Below are 17,257 nucleotides of genomic sequence, written 5' to 3'. Positions count from 1 at the left end.
CCGCCCTCGGCGACCCACCGGAGCAACGATGAATTTCCATACGTTGACAGCTGCTGCAATGCGCTTGTAATCTTTCCGAAATCTTTCAGCCTCGATTGCAAGATTCGGGCAGCTGAGAGCCTCCCCCGCACCACCACCCCGTCCCCCGCACCCCCGTCAGGAGTTCCGATGCATCGACGTCGATGGCATTCGGCGCTGCTCGCCCTCGGTGTGATCGCGAGCGTGCTCGTGCCGACCACCGTGACGGCACCCCCGGCCGTCGCGGCCCCGGCCGGCGCCAAGAAGGTGATCGTCCAGCTCTTCGAGTGGAACTGGACCTCGGTGGCCAACGAGTGCCGGACCACGCTGGGCCCGAAGGGCTACGGCTGGGTCCAGGTCTCCCCGCCGCAGGAACACGTCCGCGGCTCCCAGTGGTGGCTGGCGTACCAGCCGGTCAACTACCGGATCGAGTCCCGCAAGGGCACCCGCGCCCAGTTCAAGGCCATGGTGGACGCCTGCCACGCGGCCGGCGTCAAGGTGATCGTGGACGCGGTCGTCAACCACATGTCCGGGCAGGACAACGGCGGCACCGGCTGGGCCGGCTCGTCGTACGGGCACTACGACTACCCGGGCATATACCAGTACCAGGACTTCCACCACTGCGGTCGCAACGGCGGCGACGACATCGCCAACTACGGCGACCGGTGGGAGGTGCAGAACTGCGAACTGGTCAACCTCGCCGACCTGAAGACCGAGTCGGACTACGTCCGCGGCCGGCTCGCCGGCTACCTGAACGACCTGCTCTCGCTCGGCGTCGACGGCTTCCGGATGGACGCCAGCAAGCACATGCCGGCCGCCGACATCGCGGCGCTGCGCAGCCGGCTCTCCCGGCCGGCGTACCTGGTGCAGGAGGTGATCCACGGCGCCGGCGAGCCGATCCAGCCGGGCGAGTACACCGGCAACGGCGACGTGCACGAGTTCCGCTACGGCAAGGACCTGGCCCGGGTGTTCCGCTCCGAGCGGCTCGCCTACCTGCGCAACTTCGGTGAGGGCTGGGGGCACCTGCCCGGCGGCGTGGCGGCGGTCTTCGTGGACAACCACGACACCCAGCGCGACGTCGGCGGGGTGCTGACCTACCGCGACCGGGGCAGCTACGCGCTGGCCAACGCGTTCATGCTGGCCTGGCCGTACGGCTCGCCGACGGTGATGTCCAGCTACACCTTCAGCCAGCGCGACCAGGGCCCGCCGCAGGACGGCTCCGGCCGGACCCTCGACGTGACCTGCTACTCCGGCTGGGAGTGCGAGCACCGCTGGCCGGTGATCGCCAACATGGTCGGCTTCCGCAACGCCACCGAGGGCGCCGCGGTCGCCAACTGGTACGACAACGGCAACAACCACATCGCGTTCAGCCGAACCGGCAAGGGCTACCTCACGGTGAACGACGAGGACCACGCGATCACCGGCCGGTCGTACCACGCCGGGCTGCCCGCCGGCCGGTACTGCGACGTCATCCACGGCACGTTCAGCAACGGCTCGTGCAGCGGGCCGGTGATCACCGTGGACGGCAACGGCTGGTTCGCCGCCAACATCCCCGCCCACGACGCGGTCGCCATCCACGTCGGCGCGCGGCTGAGCTGACCCCCCACCCCCGGGACCCCCGTCCGGCCGATTTACCGGCTTGACGGGGGTCCTGCCATTACAGTCTCTTTGTGCCGTTTGACCGAATGAACGCGTACCGCTGGCTCCGCCGGGTGGCCACCGCCGTCGGAGTGTCCGCGCTGCTGGCGACGGCCGGGGCGACCGGCTGGGCGCTCACCCCCGAACCCGTGCCGCCGCCGGTCGAGCAGGCGGCCGCCCCGGACGAACCGGAGCCCACCGCCCCCGCGCCGAGCCCGACGCCCGAGGAGACCGTGCCGGCCGCGGCGCCCGCGCCGGACGACCTGCCGGTGGTCGACTACGACCCGGCGCCCCGCGGCTTCCCCGCCGACCCGGACGCCTCGGACGTCACCCCGCTGACCGAGGGACTGCACCCGACCCGCCGGATCGCCGCGTACGACGCGCCCGGCGGCCGCCCGTTGGCCTTCCTCGCCCCCACCATCCGCGGTGTCGAGCTGACCATGCCGATCGCCGAGCGCCGCGCCGGCTGGACGGCCGTGCTGCTCCCGTCGGCGAACCGCCGGCTCGCCTGGCTGCCGCCCGGCGGCTTCAGCACGGTGGAGCTGCGCGACCAGCTCGTGGTGGAGCGCCGGGCGCACCGGATCACCTGGTACCGCGCCGGGCGGGCGGTCCGGTCCTGGGAGGTCAGCCTCGGCCAGCGGGGGCAGGAGACGCCGCTGGGCCGGACCTTCATCCTCGGCCGCACCCCACCTCCGCAGCAGGTGTACGGCGGGGTGGACATCTTCGCCCTCGGCGCGGTGCCCGACGACCCGAACTCGGTGCCGGCCAGCCTGCGCGGGGCGCACATCGGCCTGCACAGCTGGTACCACGACGGCGAGCTGGGCCGGAACACCACGAACGGCTGCATCCGGCTGACCCGCAGCGGCCAGCGCGAGCTGCTGGCGGAGGTGCGGACCGGCAGCGCCGTGGTGGTGGTCGACGAACTGCCCGCCCCACCGCCGACCGCCTGACCCGCCGCCCGCCGGCGCTCGACCCGTCGACGGCGACCGCGCTGCGGCGCTGGCCGGGCGGGTCGGGGAATCCCCGCCGGTCGGGCGGGTAACCACCGGTCCGGACGCCACGACACCGGGGAGGGTTCCATGGCCAGCGCGCCGCAGGGACCGGTCGACACGGTCGTGCTCATCCACGGCCTCTGGATGACGTCGCGCAGTTGGGAGCGGTGGGCCACCCGGTTCGCCGGACGCGGGTTGCGGGTGGTGACCCCGTCCTGGCCCGGCATGGAGGGTGACGTCGAGCAGTTGCGGGAGGATCCCACCCCGATCGCCCAGCAACGCATCGCCGAGATCGTCGACCACTACGACCGGATCATCCGGGCACTGCCCGCCGCACCGATCATCATGGGGCACTCGTTCGGCGGTCTGATCACCCAGGTGCTGGTCGACCGGGGGCTCGGGGCGGCGGCGGTGGGCATCCACCCGGCCGCGGTGAAGGGCGTGCTCAAGTTGCCGTTGAGCACCCTGCGCTCGGCCTTCTCCATCCTGCACAACCCGGCCAACCGGAACCGGGCGGTGCCGTTCACGCCCGACGACTTCCACTACGCCTTCGGCAACACCCTCAGCCGGGAGGACTCCGACCGGGCCTGGCAGCGGTACGCGGTGCCCGGCGCCGGGCGGGTGCTCTTCGAAGGGGCGTTCGCCAACCTCGACCCGAAGTCCCCGGCCGAGGTGGACACCCGCCGTACCGACCGGGCGCCGCTGCTGCTGATCGCCGGCGGGGCCGACCACGTGGTGCCGCCCACCGTGGTCCGTTCCAACGCGGCGTTGTACCAGAAGTCGCGGGCGCTGACCGCGTACCACGAGTTCCGCGGCCGCTCGCACTTCACCGTGGGGCAGCCCGGTTGGGAGCAGGTCGCCGACTACGCGCTGGACTGGGCGCTGCGGGCCGCCGCGCTGCCCCGCGAGCAGACGGTCGCCAGCGAGACGCCCCGCCGGTGATCCGTCGCCGCCGCGGGCAGCCGGCCCGCGCGGCGACTATCCGGCGGGCGGCGTCGGCCGGAGCCCGCGCAGCGCCGTGTCCACCACCTGGTCGACGTACTCGGCGGTGAGCGGGCCGGTGCGTTGCAGCCACCGGTTCAGGATCGGGCCGAACAGCAGGTCCACGGCCACGTCGAGGTCGACGTCCTCGGCCAGTTGCCCGGCCCGCCGGGCGGCGCGCAGGCGCTCCTTCTTCAGCTCCCGCAGAGGGCCGTCCAGCCGCTCCTGGTAGGCGGCGGCCAGGGCGGGGTCGTGCACGACCTCGATGTGCAGGGCCCGCATCGGCAGGTCGTAACGGGGATCGTTGAGTTCCTCGACGGTGGCCCGCAGCACCGTCTTCAGGTCGGCCGCCAGGTCGCCGGTGTCGGGTAGGGCCGCCTCGCCAACGTCCTGGCCCTCCGTGGTGAGCGTGAGGAAGGCGTCGAACAGCAGCGCCCCCTTCGACGGCCACCAGCGGTAGATCGTCTGCTTGCCCACGCCGGCGGCGGAGGCGATGCCCTCGATGCTGAGCTTCGCGTACCCCAGCTCGCTGGCCAGGTCGAGGGCGGCGGTGAGGATGGCCCGCCGCGCGGACTGGCTGCGACGGCTGGAGTCGGGAGCGACCTTCTGCGTGGGCACGGGCCGAATGTAGCAGCAAGAGAGACGAGACGGTCCGTCTTGACATCCCGATGCGGCCGGGTATTGTCATCCTCGCAACCGAGACGAGACGGTTCGTCTCGCAATGGAGGGAGTTCCCCATGGAGGCCTCAGGCACCGCCGCACCCCGGGTCTGGTTCATCACCGGCGCGAGCCGTGGCCTCGGCCGCGCGTTCGCCGAGGCGGCCCTCGCCGCCGGTGACCGCGTCGTCGGCGCGGCCCGCGACGTCGCGCCGCTGGACGACCTCGCCACCCGGCACCCCGGCCGCCTGCTCGCCCTGCGCCTCGACGTCACCGACCGCCCAGCGGTCGTCGACGCCGTCGCCAAGGCGGTCCGGCACTTCGGCCGGCTCGACATCGTCGTCAACAACGCCGGGGCCCTGTTCGCCGGCATGGTGGAGGAATTCACCGAAGAGCAGGCCCGCGCCCAGATGGAACTCAACTTCTTCGGCGCCCTCTGGGTCAGCCAGGCAGTCCTGCCGCACCTGCGCGCCCAGGGCAGCGGACACCTCGTACAGATCTCCAGCATCGGGGCGCTCGGCGGCTTCCCCAGCACCGGCCTCTACAGCGCCAGCAAGTTCGCCCTCGAAGGCATGAGCGAAGCCCTCGCCGCCGAGGCCGCCTCGTTCGGCGTCAAGGTCACCATCGTCCAGCCCGGCGGCTACTGGACCGACCTCTACACCAGCAGCACCGCCACCACCCCCCACCCCGCCTACGACCCGCTGCGCGAGGAACTCGCCAAGCAGTGGGCCGAGGGATCCATCGACAGCGAACCCCGGCTGGCCGCCGAAGCCCTCATGAAGCTGGTCGCCAGCGACAAGCCGCCGCTGCGGCTCCTGCTCGGCAGCATGGTCTACGACGTCGCCTTCGACATCACCCAGCGACGCCTGGCGACCTGGGCCGAGTGGGAAGAGGTGAGCCGCGCCGCCGAGAAGGCGGTCCCGGACCCGCGCGCCGAGCTGAGCTGACAGCGCCGCAGCCAGTCGCCTGGCCGATGCCGCGACGGGCGATGGATAGCGGGAGAGCGTGATACCTCTGAGTCATATTGATGACTCAGAGGTATCACACCTCCGCGTGGTGGTGTCTCCCCGTGGCCGGTGGTCGCCGGCCACCGGCCGTGGCGGACGGTAGCGCGGCGTGGCGGCCGGTGGCCGGTGGGCGGTGGGCGACCCGGGCGGCGCGCGCGGTTGCGGTTCGGCCACCCCGGTCCGGTTTCTGGCATGCGGACGGGATGCGGGGGTATCACGGGACCATGAGGGCGAGCTTCCGGCTTGGCCGGATCGCGGGCGTACCCGTCGGGGTCAACTGGAGCGTCCTGGTCATCTTCGCGCTGATCGCCTGGGGGCTGTCGGCCAACCAGTTCCCCCGGGCCTACCCCGGCGAGTCGGTGGCCGCGTACGTGCTGGCCGGGCTGGCCGCCGCGGTGGTCTTCTTCCTCGGCCTGCTCGCCCACGAGGTGTCCCACGCGATCGTGGCCAAGCGCAACGGCCTGGCCGTCGAGGGGATCACGCTCTGGCTCTTCGGCGGGGTGGCCGAGCTGAAGGGCGAGGCGAAGGACCCCGGCGCCGAGCTGCGCATCTCCGGAGTCGGCCCGCTGGTCAGCCTGGTGATCGGGCTCTTCTTCGGGGCCATCGCCGTACTGCTCGCCCTGGCCGGCGAGGACGGTCTGCTGCTAGGCGTGATGGCCTGGCTGGCCGGCATCAACGTGCTGTTGGCCGTGTTCAACGTGCTGCCGGCCGCACCGCTGGACGGCGGGCGGCTGCTGCGGGCGGCGGTCTGGAAGGCCACCGGCGACCGGACGAAGGCGTCGGTGGTGGCCGCCCGGGCAGGCTGGGTGCTCGGCGCGCTGCTGATCGGCCTGGGGCTGTGGCAGTTCCTGGCCGGCGTCGGCTTCGGCGGGCTCTGGCTGGCCCTGATCGGCTGGTTCCTGATCGGCGCGGCCGGGATGGAGGAGCGGCAGGCCCGGCTGGGCAGCGCGCTGCGCGGAATCCGGGTGGCCGACGTGATGACCCCGCAGCCGCAGACCGCGTCGGGACAGATGACGGTGGCCGACTTCGTGGACCACTACCTCTTCGCGTACCGGCATTCGGCGCTGCCGCTGACCGAGGACGGCCGGCCGGTCGGGCTGGTCACCCTCGACCGGGTACGCGGCATCCCGGCGGACCGGCGGCCCGGCACCACGCTGGCCGAGGTCTCCTGCCGGGCCGACGAGCTGGTGCTCGCCTCCCCCGACGAGCAGCTCAACGACCTGCTGCCGCGGCTCAGCGAGTGCGCGGACGGCCGGGCGCTGGTGGTCACCGAGGGCCGCCTGGTCGGCATCATCTCCCCCAGCGACATCAGCCGCGCCGTCCAGCGCGGCAGCATGCGCGACGACCTCGCCCGCCACTGACCTTCTTGATCGTCTGTCGCTGGGCAGGGCCGTCGGCCCGCCGGCGACCTGCCCAGCAGCAGACGATCATGGAGCCCGCTCAGCGGGGGAAGTAGCGGGCCAGCAGGTCGGTGTGGAATTTGGCGTGGGGGTCTAGGCGGCGTAGGAGGGCGGTGAAGTCGGCGTACCGGGGGTAGGTGGCGGCGACGGCGTCCGGAGCCAGCCCGAACACCTTGCCCCAGTGGGGGCGGGGCGCGAACGGGGCGAGCCGCTCCTCCACCGCCGCCACCACCGGCAGCACCGCCGCCGCGTCGGCGATCCAGGTGAAGTGCACGGCGAGGCTGTCCCGGCCCTGGTTCGGGCTGAGCCACAGGTCGTCGGCGGCCACCGTCCGCAGCTCGCAGACCTGGAGCACCGGGGCGATCAGGTGGGCCACGCCGTCCAGCGCGGCCAGCGCCTCGGCCGCCGCCGCGCGCGGCAGGTGGTACTCCGACTGCAACTCCTCCCCGCTGCTCGGGGTGAAGCCGAGCCGGAAGTGCGGCAGCCGCTCGTGCCACGGGCCGGGCTCGCCGAGCTGCGCGGTGCAGTTCTCCGCCGGCATGCCGGGCACCGGGTGCCGGGGCCGGTCGGCCGCCGTCGTACCGAGCCAGTCCGCCGGGGGCGGTGGCTGGTCCGCGCGCTGCTTGCGCCAGACCTCCCGCAGCCGCGGCGAGCGCCAGTCGGTGAAGACGCTGACGCTGTACGCCGAGTCGAAGGCCGCGTCCAGCGCCTCCCGGGGCAGGTCGAGCCGGACGTACTGGCGCAGGTCGAAAGTGGGCACCACGTCCAGGGTGAGCCGGGTGACCACGCCGAGCGCGCCCAGCCCCACCACCATCCCGGCGAAGCTGTCGCTGGCCCGGTCCACGGTCAGCAGGTCACCGTCGGCGGTGACCAGTTCCAGCCCGGCGACCGCGGTGGCCAGGTTGCCGTTCGTCGGGCCGGAGCCGTGGGTGCCGGTGGCGACCGCGCCGGCCACCGAGATATGCGGCAGCGAGGCGAGGTTGGCCAGCGCGTACCCCTGCTCGTGCAGGAAGGTGGCGAGGTCCCCGTACCGCATCGCCGCCGGCACGGTCACGGTCCGCCGCTGCGGGTCCAGCCGTACGCTCGGCGGCAGGCCGGCCAGCGAGACCAGGTCGCCGCCGGTGTCGCCGAGGCGGTTGAAGGAGTGCCCAGTGCCGACCGCCCGGATCCGGTCGCTGCCGGCGACCAGCCGGCGCAGCTCGTCCATCGTTTCGGGTCGGTGGAACCGGCGGGCGGCGTAGTGCACGTTGCCCGCCCAGTTGCGGCGCGGCACCCCGTCGGCGGGCCGCTCGGCGGCGGCCGGTGCGTCGGGGCGGGTCACGTGGTCGGCCTCCGGTCGGTGGACGGGTCGCCGGTCAACGCGCCGCTCAACCTGGCCAGGGCCGCGTCGACCTGCGTCGTGTTGTAGCCGCGACCGGCGACCGGCAGGCCCTCGGCCCGGGTCCGCTCGATCTCCGAGCGGGCCGCCTGCCGCTCCAGCGTGCCGCCCCAGACCAGGGCGTCCTGGCCGCGCCGGATCAGCGCGTCGACCCGGTCGGGCTGGTAGCCACGCAGGCCGACGGTGAAGTCGGAGGTGTCGAAGGCGGCCTGGCGCAGCCCGAGCACGTCGACGAAGCGGTCCCCGCCGTGCCGGGTCAGGGCCGCCGCGATCTCCGCGGGCTTCTCCCGGACCCGATCCAGGTCGAGCAGTTCGACAGCGGCCCGTCCGTCGCGCGGGTGGTGCCCGGTGGCCGGCAGGCCGAGGTCGACTCCCGGGGCGGGCACCAGCAGCAGCCGGGGCGAGGCGGGACGGCCCTGCTCGGCGGGCGGCTGGTCCAGCGCCAGCGCGTCGATCTCGGGCCAGCGGATCAGCCGGCGCAGCTTCGGCAGCCGTACGGTCAGCCCGTCGGCGCCGATGGCGAACCGGAACGGGCGCAGCAGCCCGGCCAGCACCACGCCGCCGAGCAGCACGCCGCCCCCGCCGACGATCCGGTGCAGCACGGCGCCGTCGCGCGCGAACAGCAGCAGCGCCGCACCCCCCAGTACGCAGACCAGGGGCAGCACCAACGCCCCCCGGTTGCGATGCAGTTCCACGTCGTACCCCCCGTTCGTGGCCGTGGTTTCCGGTCTGCATCATGCGCCGACCGGGCTGGCGCCAGCACCGGTCGATCGGCCAGCGGTTACCACCGCCGTCGTCGGGGAACCCTACGCCGATGAGCACCTACCGTGATCCCGCCCCACGCGGCGACGTCTTCCCGTCGGAGGAGGAGATCGACCCGACCGGCAGCGGCGTCGAGCCGGCCAGCGGGCCGGTCGAGGCGTACCGGCGGGTGGCCGGGACCGGCCCGGGGCCGAAGCCGACCCCCGCGCCGCCGCCGGCCCCCACGCCGGTGCCGACGCCCGGACCGCCGCCCCGGGCCGGCGCGCGCTCGATCGTCACCCGGCACCTGGACGGCTCCGTCGAGGTGGTCACCGACCTGGACGGAGACGGCGTCGCGGACGTGGTCCAGGTCGACCTGGACGGCGACGGGCTGCCGGACGTGACCTTGATCGATCGGGACCGCGACGGCCGGCTGGACACCGTGCTGCGCGACCCGACCCGCTGACCCGGTCAACCGGGCCAACCCCGGCCGGGTCAGGCCGGGCCAACCCCGGCCGGGTCAGGCCGAGCCGGGCCGAGCCGGGCCGAGCCGGGCCGAGCCGGGCCGAGCCGGGCCGAGCCGGGCCGAGCCGGGCCGAGCCGGGCCGAGCCGGGCCGAGCCGGGCCGAGCCGGGCCGAGCCGGGCCGAGCCGGGCCGAGCCGAGCCGGGTCAGGCCGACCGACCGGCCGCCGGTCGGCGCGGCGCTGCTGGTGGCCGGCCCGCGCGGGCGGCGTGGTTCAGACCTGGGGCATCACCTCGGCGGCGACCAGTTCCAGATGGTCCAGGTCGGCCAGGTCGAGCACCTGGAGGTAGATCCGCTGACTGCCGGCCGCCGCGTACCGGCCGATCTTGTCGACCACCTCGGCGGGGGTGCCGGCGAGGCCGTTGGCGCGCAGTTCGTCCGGCTCCCGGCCGATCGCCGCGGCCCGGCGGGCCACCTCGGCGTCGTCCCGGCCGCAGCACAGCACCAGGGCGTTGGACCAGCGCAGCTCCGCCGGGTCCCGGCCCGCCTCGGCGCAGGCCGCGCGTACCCGCTCGAACTGGGCGACGGTGTCCTCGACCGAGACGAACGGCAGGTTGAACTCGTCGGCGTACCGGGCGGCCAGCCGCGGGGTGCGCTTCGGCCCCATGCCGCCGAGCAGGATCGGCGGGCGCGGCTGCTGCACCGGCTTCGGCAGCGCCGGCGAATCGGTCACCGGGTAGTACCGGCCGGCGAAGTCGAACGTCTTGCCCGGCGGGGTCGCCCAGAGCCCGGTGATGACCGCGAGCTGTTCCTCCAGCCGGTCGAACCGCTCGCCCACCGAGGGGAACGGGATGCCGTACGCGGTGTGCTCCTCGGCGAACCAGCCGGTGCCGATGCCCAGCTCGACCCGGCCGCCGCTCATCTGGTCCACCTGGGCGACGGTGATCGCCAGCGGGCCGGGCAGCCGGAAGGTGGCGGCGGTCATCAGCGTGCCGAGCCGGATCCGGCGGGTGTCCCGGGCCAGCCCGGCGAGGGTGGTCCAGGCGTCCGTCGGGCCCGGTTCCCCGCTCACCGAGCCCATCTTCAGGTAGTGGTCGGAGCGGAAGAACGCGGCGTAGCCGGTCTCCTCCGCGCAACGGGCCACGGCGAGCAGGTCGTCGTAACTGGCGCCCTGCTGGGGTTCGGTGAAGATCCGCAGTTCCATGCCCCGAGCATAGGGAGCCGGCCCGGGCACCGCCGGGAAGGCTCATATGCCTTGACAGTCATATAACCAGCGGGGCATATTGAAGGGGTGTCCGTCGACGCCTTCACCGTCCTCGCCGAGCCGACCCGGCGCCGCATCCTCGACCGGCTCCGCCGGGCCGAGTCCAGCGTCGGCGAGCTGGTGGACACCCTCGGGGTCAGCCAGCCCGCCGTCTCCAAGCACCTGCGGGTGCTCCGCGAGGCGGGCTTCGTCGCCTGCCGCACCGCGGCCCGGCAGCGCATCTACCGGATCGACGTCCGCCCGTTCCAGGCCGTCGACGACTGGCTCGCCCCGTACCGGCAACTCTGGGAGACCCACCTGGACGCCCTGGAACGACACCTCGACCGTCAGGAGCAGTGATGCCACGCGACAGCTTCCGCCCCAGCCCACCCGCCGAGGTCCGCGCCGAGCCGGCTGACGGCGGCGCGACCCTGGTCTTCGTCCGCGACCTGCGGCACCCGCCGGAGGCGGTGTGGGCGGCCCTGACCGATCCGGCGCGGCTGCGCGAGTGGGCGCCGTTCCTCGCCGACCGCGACCTCGGCTCCCCCGGCGCCGCCGTGCTCACCATGGTCGACGGCGAGACCACCGAGGACCTCCCGGCGACGGTACGCCGGGCCGAGCCACCGCACCTACTCGAGTACACCTGGGGCGACGACCTGCTGCGCTGGGAGCTGACGCCCACCGCCACCGGCAGCCGGCTGACCCTGCGGCACACCGTCACCGAGCGCGGGATCGCGCCGATGGTGGCGGCCGGCTGGCACCTCTGCCTGGACGTGGCCGAGCACCTGCTCGACGGCGACCCGGTCGGCGCGATCCGGGGCGCCGAGGCGAAGGAGTTCGGCTGGGCCGAGCTGCGCGACGCGTACGCCACCCGGCTCGGCGACGCCTGAGCCGGGCGCCGAGCTGACCGGGGCGGCGCCGGGCCGGGGCCGGACCGGCGCCGCCGGCGCGCTCAGACGTACGGCCGGGTCGCGTACGCGGCGCGCAGCGCGGCCAGCCCAGCCGCCTTGGGCGACAGCGTGCCCCAGCCGGAGTTGAAGTAGTTGGTCCGGACGATCCGCGGCCCACGCTCGGCGTTGAGCGCCGCGATGGCGGCCGGCACGGTGGCGATCCACTTCGCCTGGTCGGGGATCTCCGCCACCCGCACCCCCCACTCGGCGATGACCACCGGGCGGGAGAGCGCGACCGGGCCGAGGTCGGCAACGGCCCAGTCCTTGGTGCGGCGGAACCGGGCCAGCGCGGTGTGCTCGGGGGCGGTGGCGTAGACGTTCCACTGCAGGAAGTCCAGCCTCGCCATCAGCGCCTCCGGGTGGGTGCGCCGGAAGCAGGCCCGGTCGAAGCCGCCCAGGCCGACCGAGAAGGTGGTGCCGGCCGGCAGCGAGCGGGCCTTGAACCAGTTCACGATGTAGGTCATCGCCTGCACGGCGCGGGCGTCCGACTCCGCCCAGGTGTACGCCCGGCCCGCCTCGGTGGTGCCGAACTCGTGGTCGGTGTCCAGTTCCGAGGCAAGCTGGATGTTCACCCCGAAGCCCAGCGTGCGGTACTGCGACAGCGCCCGGGCGAAGAGCCCGTCGCACTGCCCGGCGAGCACCTGGCCGTAGCCGTACGCCTTGGGCCAGGTCGTGCCCGGGCGCTGCTGCATGGTCATCGCCGGCGCCGGCACGGTGTAGCTGACCCCGTCCACGGTGAAGGTCTGCGGGCCGTCGGCCGCGCCGTAGTGCTTCAACTCCAACACCATGTTGATCTGGACGGCCGCCCGGCCCAGGTTGGTCAGCCAGGGCCGGTTGTAGCCGGGGAAGGTGTAGCCGTCGGCGAAGCTGCGGTACTGGGTCAGTGAGCGGAAGTTGCCGCCCGCCATGTCCGCCGTCGGGTCGGCTCCGCCGGACAGGTAGTAGCCGCCGAGGACCGGCGGGGCGACGGAGTAGGCGGCGGTGGCGGTGACGGTACGCCCGGCCGAGTCACGCACCGTCACGGTCACCCGGGGCATCACGCCACCGCCCGGTAGACGGCCACCGAGCCGTTGTCCGAGACCCGGGTCCAGGTGCGGCCGGAGTCGTCGGCGACGGCCACGGTGAGCGGGTCCAGGACGGCGGTGACCCGGGCCGGGGCGCTGCTGTTGCCCAGCGCGTCGGTGACCACGACGGTGACGGTCAACGGTCGGGTGTCGGCATCCCCGTAGGCGACGGTCAGGGTCATCTGGTCGCCGGGCGAGTACGTCGACGCGTTCAGGGTTGCGGTCGCGGTGGGAGCGGCCATGCCGGCCCCTCCTCTCTTGCTCGGTGTCGGCGGGCGGGCACCGGCTCGGACGCCCGGGCGGTGCCGGCGGGGTCGGTGGCGACACCGCCGTCGCCACCGGGCCGGAGGAATGCGCTGTGGCCCGCCGTCCGCACGCCTCTGACCTGCTACAACAGTGCTGCGCGAGGGGCACCGGCGTCCTGTCAGCTATCGGACACCACGCCGGTTCGCCCGGTCCTCCGCCGGCCGGGTCGGGACGGGGGGCGGCACCGGCGTCGCCGTCCCGGGTCGTGTCGCGCACAGCCGTGACACCGCTGAGTCATCAATATGCCGCTGAGTCATCACGCTCTCCGGGGCGACCGCCGACGGGCCCCCTGCCGGCGACAGGGGGCCCGGTGCGGCGCGGCCGATTCGCGGGAAGGCCAGCCGACCGCCGTCCAACAAGGAATCAGCCGGCCGCCGTGCCCCGTACGGCCCAGGCCCGGGCGGTGAGCCGGATCGACCCGTCCGGCTCGGTCGGCACCCGGGCCGCCAGTTCCTCGCGCAGCGCGGCGCGGTGCCGCTCGGGCTGCGCCATCAGGTAGGCCGGTGCCGCGCCCTGACCGCCGAGGAACGGCGCCCAGTACTCGTCGAAGTCGGCGAACACCGTGGGCACCTCGATGGGCCGGACCGACACCGCCGTCAGCCCGGCATCCGCCCAGAGCGCCCGCAGCGGCTCCGGGGCGCAGATCGGGAACCGGCGGGCCTCGTCCAGGTCGGCCAGCGCCGGGTCGAGCCGGATGGCGGCGTCCCAGAAGTGCCGCATCATCGCCATGCCCTCGGCGTAGTCCCAGACGTACGCGGCGGCCACGCCGCCCGGCCGGAGCGCCCGGGCGAACTCGGCCGCGGCGCGGGCCGGGTCGGGCACGAAGTTCAGCGCCAGCCCGCTGACCACGACATCGACGCTGCGGTCCGGCATCGGGAGCGCCCGGGCGTCGCCGACCTGGAAGGCGGCCCGCCGGTCGTCGACCAGCGCCCGGGCGTGGGTCACGAACCCGTGGGACGCGTCGACGCCGACGACCTGCGCCGGGACCGCCTGCCCCAGGACCGTCGAGGTCAGTGCGCCGGTGCCGCAACCCACGTCGAGCCAGCGCCGGCCGGGTGGCACGGCCAGCCAGCGGACGAACGCCTCGGCGACCCGGCGGCTCCACCGGCCCACGTACGCCTCGTATGCCTGGCCGTCGGCCCAGACCTCGCGCGCCATGCCGGCACCCTACGCCCCCCCCCGCCGTTACGCGCCCCGGCCCGCCTACGGACATCGGGCCGATGGCGGCGAGCGGCGGGCGCGGGCGGGCAAGCGGCGGGCGGCGCGGCTTCGTAGCATCGTCGGGTGGCTGTCTCGCCGTCGCGCCCCGCGACCCCCCGGCTCGTGCCGGACGAGGATTTCGCCGGCTGCACCGCCGGCCAGTTCCTGGCGGTGGCGAAGGCCCTCACGATGATCCTGACCCTGCCCCAGTCGGCCGCCGCGCACGTCGACGCGCTCGTCGTCCCCACCGGGCAGGGCGAGGACTGGCGGCTCACCCACGCCATCCGGCACTGGGAGGCCAACCCCCGGGTCCGCCACCTCCTGGTCGCGAACGGCAACCCGGCGGAACAGACGTACGCCGAGCTCACCCTCGACCACCTGCGCGGCCTCGGCCTCCGTCGCACCGACGGGGTCCACCTCCAGGCCGAGCCGGCCCCCAACACCGGCCTGCAGGCCGCGTGGATCGTCGACCGGGTCCGGGCGTACGGCATCACCAGCCTGGCGCTCGTCGTCTCCCCGTACCACCTGGCCCGCGTCTACCTCACGGTCCTCAAGGCCCTCACCGGCGGCGGGCTTCGCCTCCCGCTGATTCCGCTGCCGGTGGCCGTGCCCCCGGACCGCCCCGTCCCGGAGACCGCAGCGACCGGCTACGACCTGGTGCCGGGTGAGGTCCGACGCATCCTCGCCTACACCGACGAGGGGTGGGTGGCCACCCCCGAGGAACTACGGCAGTACCTGCGGTGGCTGTGGACCGAGCACCCGACCCTCCTCGGCGCAGCGCCTGGATCGGCGTCCGGGCGTCGACTCGGACCCTGATCGTTCGAGCTGGCGCGCCTGGTCGGTCACGGCGGCCAGCAGGGCGGTCAGGGCGGGAGCCGGCGGACTGTCCCGGGTGACCACGACCAGGCGGCGCCCGAGGGTGGCTTCGGCCACGTCGCGGACGGCCAGCGCGGGGTCGTCGGCCGGCAGGGTCAGCAGGGGCATCAACGCGACGGCCGCCGCGACGCGGACGAGTTCGAGTTGTACGTCGGCGTCGCTGGAGCGGTGCCGCAGGTCGGGCTCGTACCCGCCGAGGGAGCGGCAGGTCCCGACGACCATGGCGTGATGGCCGGTCCCCTCGTCGGAGGCGGCCCAGACCTCGGATCGCAGCATGGCGATCGGGACCGGTCCGCCAGACCTGGCCAGCGGGTGGGCCGCGGGGAGGACCACCCTCAGCGGCTCCTCGTGCAGGACCGCGAAGCGCAACCCGGCGGGCCGGGGCCGGGGATGACCGTCGTACTCGTCGCCGATCATCAGGTCGACCGCGCCCAGCCGCAGGCCCGGTAGTGCCTGCTCCAGTTCGAGCTCGGAGATCTCCGCGCGGACCTGCGGGTGCTCGACCGTCAACCGGGCGACGGCCGGCACCAGCAGGCGGCGAGCGGCGGACTGCAGGCCGCCGGCCCGCACGGTGCCCCGCACCGCACCGCTCAACGCGGCCAGATCCGCCTCCGCCGCCTCGGCCGCCGACAACAGCACCCGCGCGTGCCGGGCCAGGAGCTGCCCGGCGTCGGTCAACCGCACGCCCCGCCCGGCCTTCTCGAACAACCGGGTGCCGACCTCCCGTTCCAGGAGAGCCAACTGCTGGGACACCGCGGAGGGGCTGTAGCCGAGCGCCCCGGCGACCGCGGCCAGGGTGCCCCGCTCCTCGAACTCCCGAAGGAAGCGGAGCCGGCGAAGATCCAGCGCGACCATGCAGGAATGCTAACGGGTCAGCTCCATATATCGTCACTGGACCTGATGAATCGGGTAACCAATGCTGAATCGCATGGGTGCGGCTCTGTGTCTTCTCTCCGCGGCGTGCTTCGGCGCCATGGCGATCTTCGGAAAGCTCGCCTACCAGGCGGGCGTATCGCCCGGGACGCTGCTCCTGGTGCGCTTCAGCCTGGCCGCCGCGCTGCTGGGGATGGTCCTGCTCGTCCGCCACGACCTACGGCGAGAAGCACCGGGACCACCCGGCGAGCCGGCCGACCGCCCAGCGGCCGCACGCCGCCGGCTGCTGGCCACCGCCGTCGGCCTGGGCGCCGTCGGGTACGCCACGCAGGCCAGTCTGTTCTTCTCGGCCCTGCAGCTGATGGACGCGTCGCTGTTGTCCCTGATCCTCTACACCTACCCCGTCCTGGTCACCGTGGCGGCGGTGCTGCTGGGCCGGGACCGGCTGACACCCGGGCGCGGCGCCGCCCTGGTGGCCGCGTCCTGCGGAACGCTGCTCGTCCTCCTCGGGGCCGGCGGCGTGAGCTTCCATCCCCTCGGGGCGCTGCTGGCCTTCGGTGCCGCGATCACCTACACCGGCTACATCCTGGTCGCCGACACCGTCGTGCACCGGCTGCCGCCGGTGGTGCTGTCCGCGCTGGTGATGTCCGGCGCCGCCGGCACCCTCGGCGCGCGTGCGCTGCTCACCGGCGGGGTCGACCTCGACTTCAGGCTGCCCGGATGGTTCTGGCTGGCCTGCATCGCCGTCGTCTCCACCGTCCTGGCGATGCTCACGTTCTTCGCCGGCCTGAAGCGGACCGGCCCGTCGACCGCCGCCATCCTGTCCACCTTCGAACCGGTGGTCACCACCGGACTGGCCGCGCTGACCCTGGGCGAATCCCTGAGCGCTGTCCAACTCGTCGGCGGCGTGCTGGTGCTGTCGTCGGTCGCGGTCCTGCAGGTCCGACCGGCTCGGAACCAGGATCGGGACGCCACTGGCCCAGCCGCGCCCGTCCAGCTCGCGGGCCAGCCGTGGCGGGTTCGCCGGTAGCCAGGCGAGGTCGCCTGGCTACCGGCTGGCCCCCGCACGAGCCGGAGCGGGACCGGGTCGCACCTATCGGAACCGGGTGACGAAACGGCGTTGCCAGGGCGTCTCGACGGCACCCGCGGCGTAGTGCTGCCGGACATAGGCGACCGCCTGGTCGTTGGGCACGCCGTCGAGGACCGCGAGGCAGGCGAGGGCGGTGCCGGTGCGTCCTTTCCCACCGCCGCAGGCGATCTCGACGCGTTCGTCGACGGCGCGAGCCCAGGCCTCGCGTAACGCGTGGGCGGTCGCCGTGCGGTCGGACGGCAGCCGGAAGTCGGGCCAGCGCAGCCACCGATGTTCCCATGCCACCGGGGTTGGCTGGCGGCCGAGGAGGTAGAGCGCGAACGTGGGCTGCGCGCCGGGCGGAAGCGGGCGCCGGAGCGCACGACCGCGGACAAGTCGG

General features: G+C 74.0%; 19 protein-coding genes. 10 read left to right on the top strand and 9 right to left on the bottom strand.

The features are described 5' to 3' along the window. Positions 1-168 precede the first annotated feature (168 nt). The 3 genes from GA0070609_RS03895 to GA0070609_RS03885 all read left to right on the top strand — a co-directional run bounded on the left by GA0070609_RS03895 (position 169) and on the right by GA0070609_RS03885 (position 3,590). Positions 169-1,617, top strand: a complete 1,449-nt coding sequence (locus GA0070609_RS03895) for an alpha-amylase (RefSeq protein WP_088992528.1) — start codon at positions 169-171, stop codon at positions 1,615-1,617. A 71-nt stretch (positions 1,618-1,688) separates the two neighbouring features. Continuing rightward, positions 1,689-2,606, top strand: a complete 918-nt coding sequence (locus GA0070609_RS03890) for a L,D-transpeptidase (protein WP_231928525.1) — start codon at positions 1,689-1,691, stop codon at positions 2,604-2,606. Positions 2,607-2,735: 129 nt separating this feature from the next. Then, positions 2,736-3,590 carry an alpha/beta hydrolase gene (locus GA0070609_RS03885; protein WP_088992526.1) on the top strand — a complete coding sequence of 285 codons (855 nt, stop codon included), beginning with the start codon at positions 2,736-2,738 and terminating at the stop codon, positions 3,588-3,590. 36 nt (positions 3,591-3,626) lie between these two features. On the opposite strand, the gene GA0070609_RS03880 is transcribed toward GA0070609_RS03885, so the two are convergent. Further along, a complete protein-coding gene (locus GA0070609_RS03880; RefSeq protein WP_088992525.1) occupies positions 3,627-4,247 on the bottom strand; it encodes a TetR/AcrR family transcriptional regulator in 621 nt (206 codons plus the stop codon). A gap of 119 nt (positions 4,248-4,366) precedes the next feature. On the opposite strand from GA0070609_RS03880, the gene GA0070609_RS03875 reads away from it, so the two are divergent. Both GA0070609_RS03875 and GA0070609_RS03870 read left to right on the top strand, forming a co-directional pair. After that, entirely contained in the window at positions 4,367-5,233 is an 867-nt protein-coding gene (locus GA0070609_RS03875; RefSeq protein ID WP_088992524.1) for an SDR family NAD(P)-dependent oxidoreductase, read from the top strand. 284 nt (positions 5,234-5,517) lie between these two features. Next, positions 5,518-6,654, top strand: a complete 1,137-nt coding sequence (locus GA0070609_RS03870; RefSeq protein WP_088992523.1) for a site-2 protease family protein — start codon at positions 5,518-5,520, stop codon at positions 6,652-6,654. Between the two features lie 79 nt (positions 6,655-6,733). Here the strand turns inward: GA0070609_RS03870 and GA0070609_RS03865 are convergent, their stop codons facing one another. Together GA0070609_RS03865 and GA0070609_RS03860 are read right to left on the bottom strand one after the other, a co-directional pair. Then, entirely contained in the window at positions 6,734-7,966 is a 1,233-nt protein-coding gene (locus tag GA0070609_RS03865) for an FAD-binding protein (RefSeq protein WP_088997473.1), read from the bottom strand. Positions 7,967-8,010: 44 nt separating this feature from the next. Next, positions 8,011-8,766 carry a hypothetical protein gene (locus tag GA0070609_RS03860; RefSeq protein WP_088992522.1) on the bottom strand — a complete coding sequence of 252 codons (756 nt, stop codon included), beginning with the start codon at positions 8,764-8,766 and terminating at the stop codon, positions 8,011-8,013. A 119-nt stretch (positions 8,767-8,885) separates the two neighbouring features. On the opposite strand from GA0070609_RS03860, the gene GA0070609_RS03855 reads away from it, so the two are divergent. Then, entirely contained in the window at positions 8,886-9,278 is a 393-nt protein-coding gene (locus GA0070609_RS03855) for a hypothetical protein (RefSeq protein ID WP_088992521.1), read from the top strand. Positions 9,279-9,550: 272 nt separating this feature from the next. On the opposite strand, the gene GA0070609_RS03850 is transcribed toward GA0070609_RS03855, so the two are convergent. Then, a complete protein-coding gene (locus tag GA0070609_RS03850) occupies positions 9,551-10,480 on the bottom strand; it encodes an LLM class F420-dependent oxidoreductase (RefSeq protein ID WP_088992520.1) in 930 nt (309 codons plus the stop codon). A gap of 87 nt (positions 10,481-10,567) precedes the next feature. Between GA0070609_RS03850 and GA0070609_RS03845 the strand changes: the two genes are divergently transcribed. Next, on the top strand, positions 10,568-10,879 hold the full coding sequence (locus tag GA0070609_RS03845) for an ArsR/SmtB family transcription factor (protein WP_088992519.1): 312 nt from the start codon (positions 10,568-10,570) through the stop codon (positions 10,877-10,879). Then, positions 10,879-11,409 carry an SRPBCC family protein gene (locus GA0070609_RS03840; protein WP_088992518.1) on the top strand — a complete coding sequence of 177 codons (531 nt, stop codon included), beginning with the start codon at positions 10,879-10,881 and terminating at the stop codon, positions 11,407-11,409. The genes GA0070609_RS03845 and GA0070609_RS03840 overlap by 1 nt, the downstream gene beginning before the upstream one ends. A gap of 62 nt (positions 11,410-11,471) precedes the next feature. Here the strand turns inward: GA0070609_RS03840 and GA0070609_RS03835 are convergent, their stop codons facing one another. The 3 genes from GA0070609_RS03835 to GA0070609_RS03825 form a co-directional block, all read right to left on the bottom strand. Continuing rightward, complete coding sequence (locus GA0070609_RS03835) at positions 11,472-12,506, bottom strand: hypothetical protein (RefSeq protein WP_088992517.1); 1,035 nt, start codon at positions 12,504-12,506, stop codon at positions 11,472-11,474. Continuing rightward, positions 12,506-12,775, bottom strand: coding sequence for a hypothetical protein (locus GA0070609_RS03830; RefSeq protein WP_088992516.1), 270 nt, complete (start codon positions 12,773-12,775; stop codon positions 12,506-12,508). Before GA0070609_RS03830 ends, GA0070609_RS03835 begins: the two co-directional genes overlap by 1 nt. Before the next feature lie 427 nt (positions 12,776-13,202). Then, a complete protein-coding gene (locus GA0070609_RS03825) occupies positions 13,203-13,997 on the bottom strand; it encodes a class I SAM-dependent methyltransferase (RefSeq protein ID WP_088992515.1) in 795 nt (264 codons plus the stop codon). Positions 13,998-14,123: 126 nt separating this feature from the next. On the opposite strand from GA0070609_RS03825, the gene GA0070609_RS03820 reads away from it, so the two are divergent. Next, positions 14,124-14,855 carry a YdcF family protein gene (locus GA0070609_RS03820; RefSeq protein WP_231928524.1) on the top strand — a complete coding sequence of 244 codons (732 nt, stop codon included), beginning with the start codon at positions 14,124-14,126 and terminating at the stop codon, positions 14,853-14,855. Here GA0070609_RS03820 and GA0070609_RS03815 read toward each other — a convergent pair. After that, positions 14,763-15,770 carry a LysR family transcriptional regulator gene (locus tag GA0070609_RS03815; RefSeq protein WP_088992514.1) on the bottom strand — a complete coding sequence of 336 codons (1,008 nt, stop codon included), beginning with the start codon at positions 15,768-15,770 and terminating at the stop codon, positions 14,763-14,765. The genes GA0070609_RS03820 and GA0070609_RS03815 overlap by 93 nt on opposite strands. Before the next feature lie 73 nt (positions 15,771-15,843). Here GA0070609_RS03815 and GA0070609_RS03810 point away from each other — a divergent pair, with 73 nt between their 5' ends. Beyond that, positions 15,844-16,818, top strand: a complete 975-nt coding sequence (locus GA0070609_RS03810) for a DMT family transporter (protein ID WP_088992513.1) — start codon at positions 15,844-15,846, stop codon at positions 16,816-16,818. Positions 16,819-16,881: 63 nt separating this feature from the next. On the opposite strand, the gene GA0070609_RS03805 is transcribed toward GA0070609_RS03810, so the two are convergent. Beyond that, positions 16,882-17,163 carry a protein-tyrosine phosphatase family protein gene (locus GA0070609_RS03805; protein ID WP_331716908.1) on the bottom strand — a complete coding sequence of 94 codons (282 nt, stop codon included), beginning with the start codon at positions 17,161-17,163 and terminating at the stop codon, positions 16,882-16,884. Between the last annotated feature and the right edge of the window lie 94 nt (positions 17,164-17,257).

It is taken from the genome of Micromonospora echinaurantiaca (assembly GCF_900090235.1).
In the GTDB taxonomy this organism is placed as follows: Bacteria; Actinomycetota; Actinomycetes; order Mycobacteriales; family Micromonosporaceae; genus Micromonospora; species Micromonospora echinaurantiaca.
Note: the sequence above shows the minus strand (reverse complement) of the source record. Positions and strands in the feature narration are given on the sequence as shown.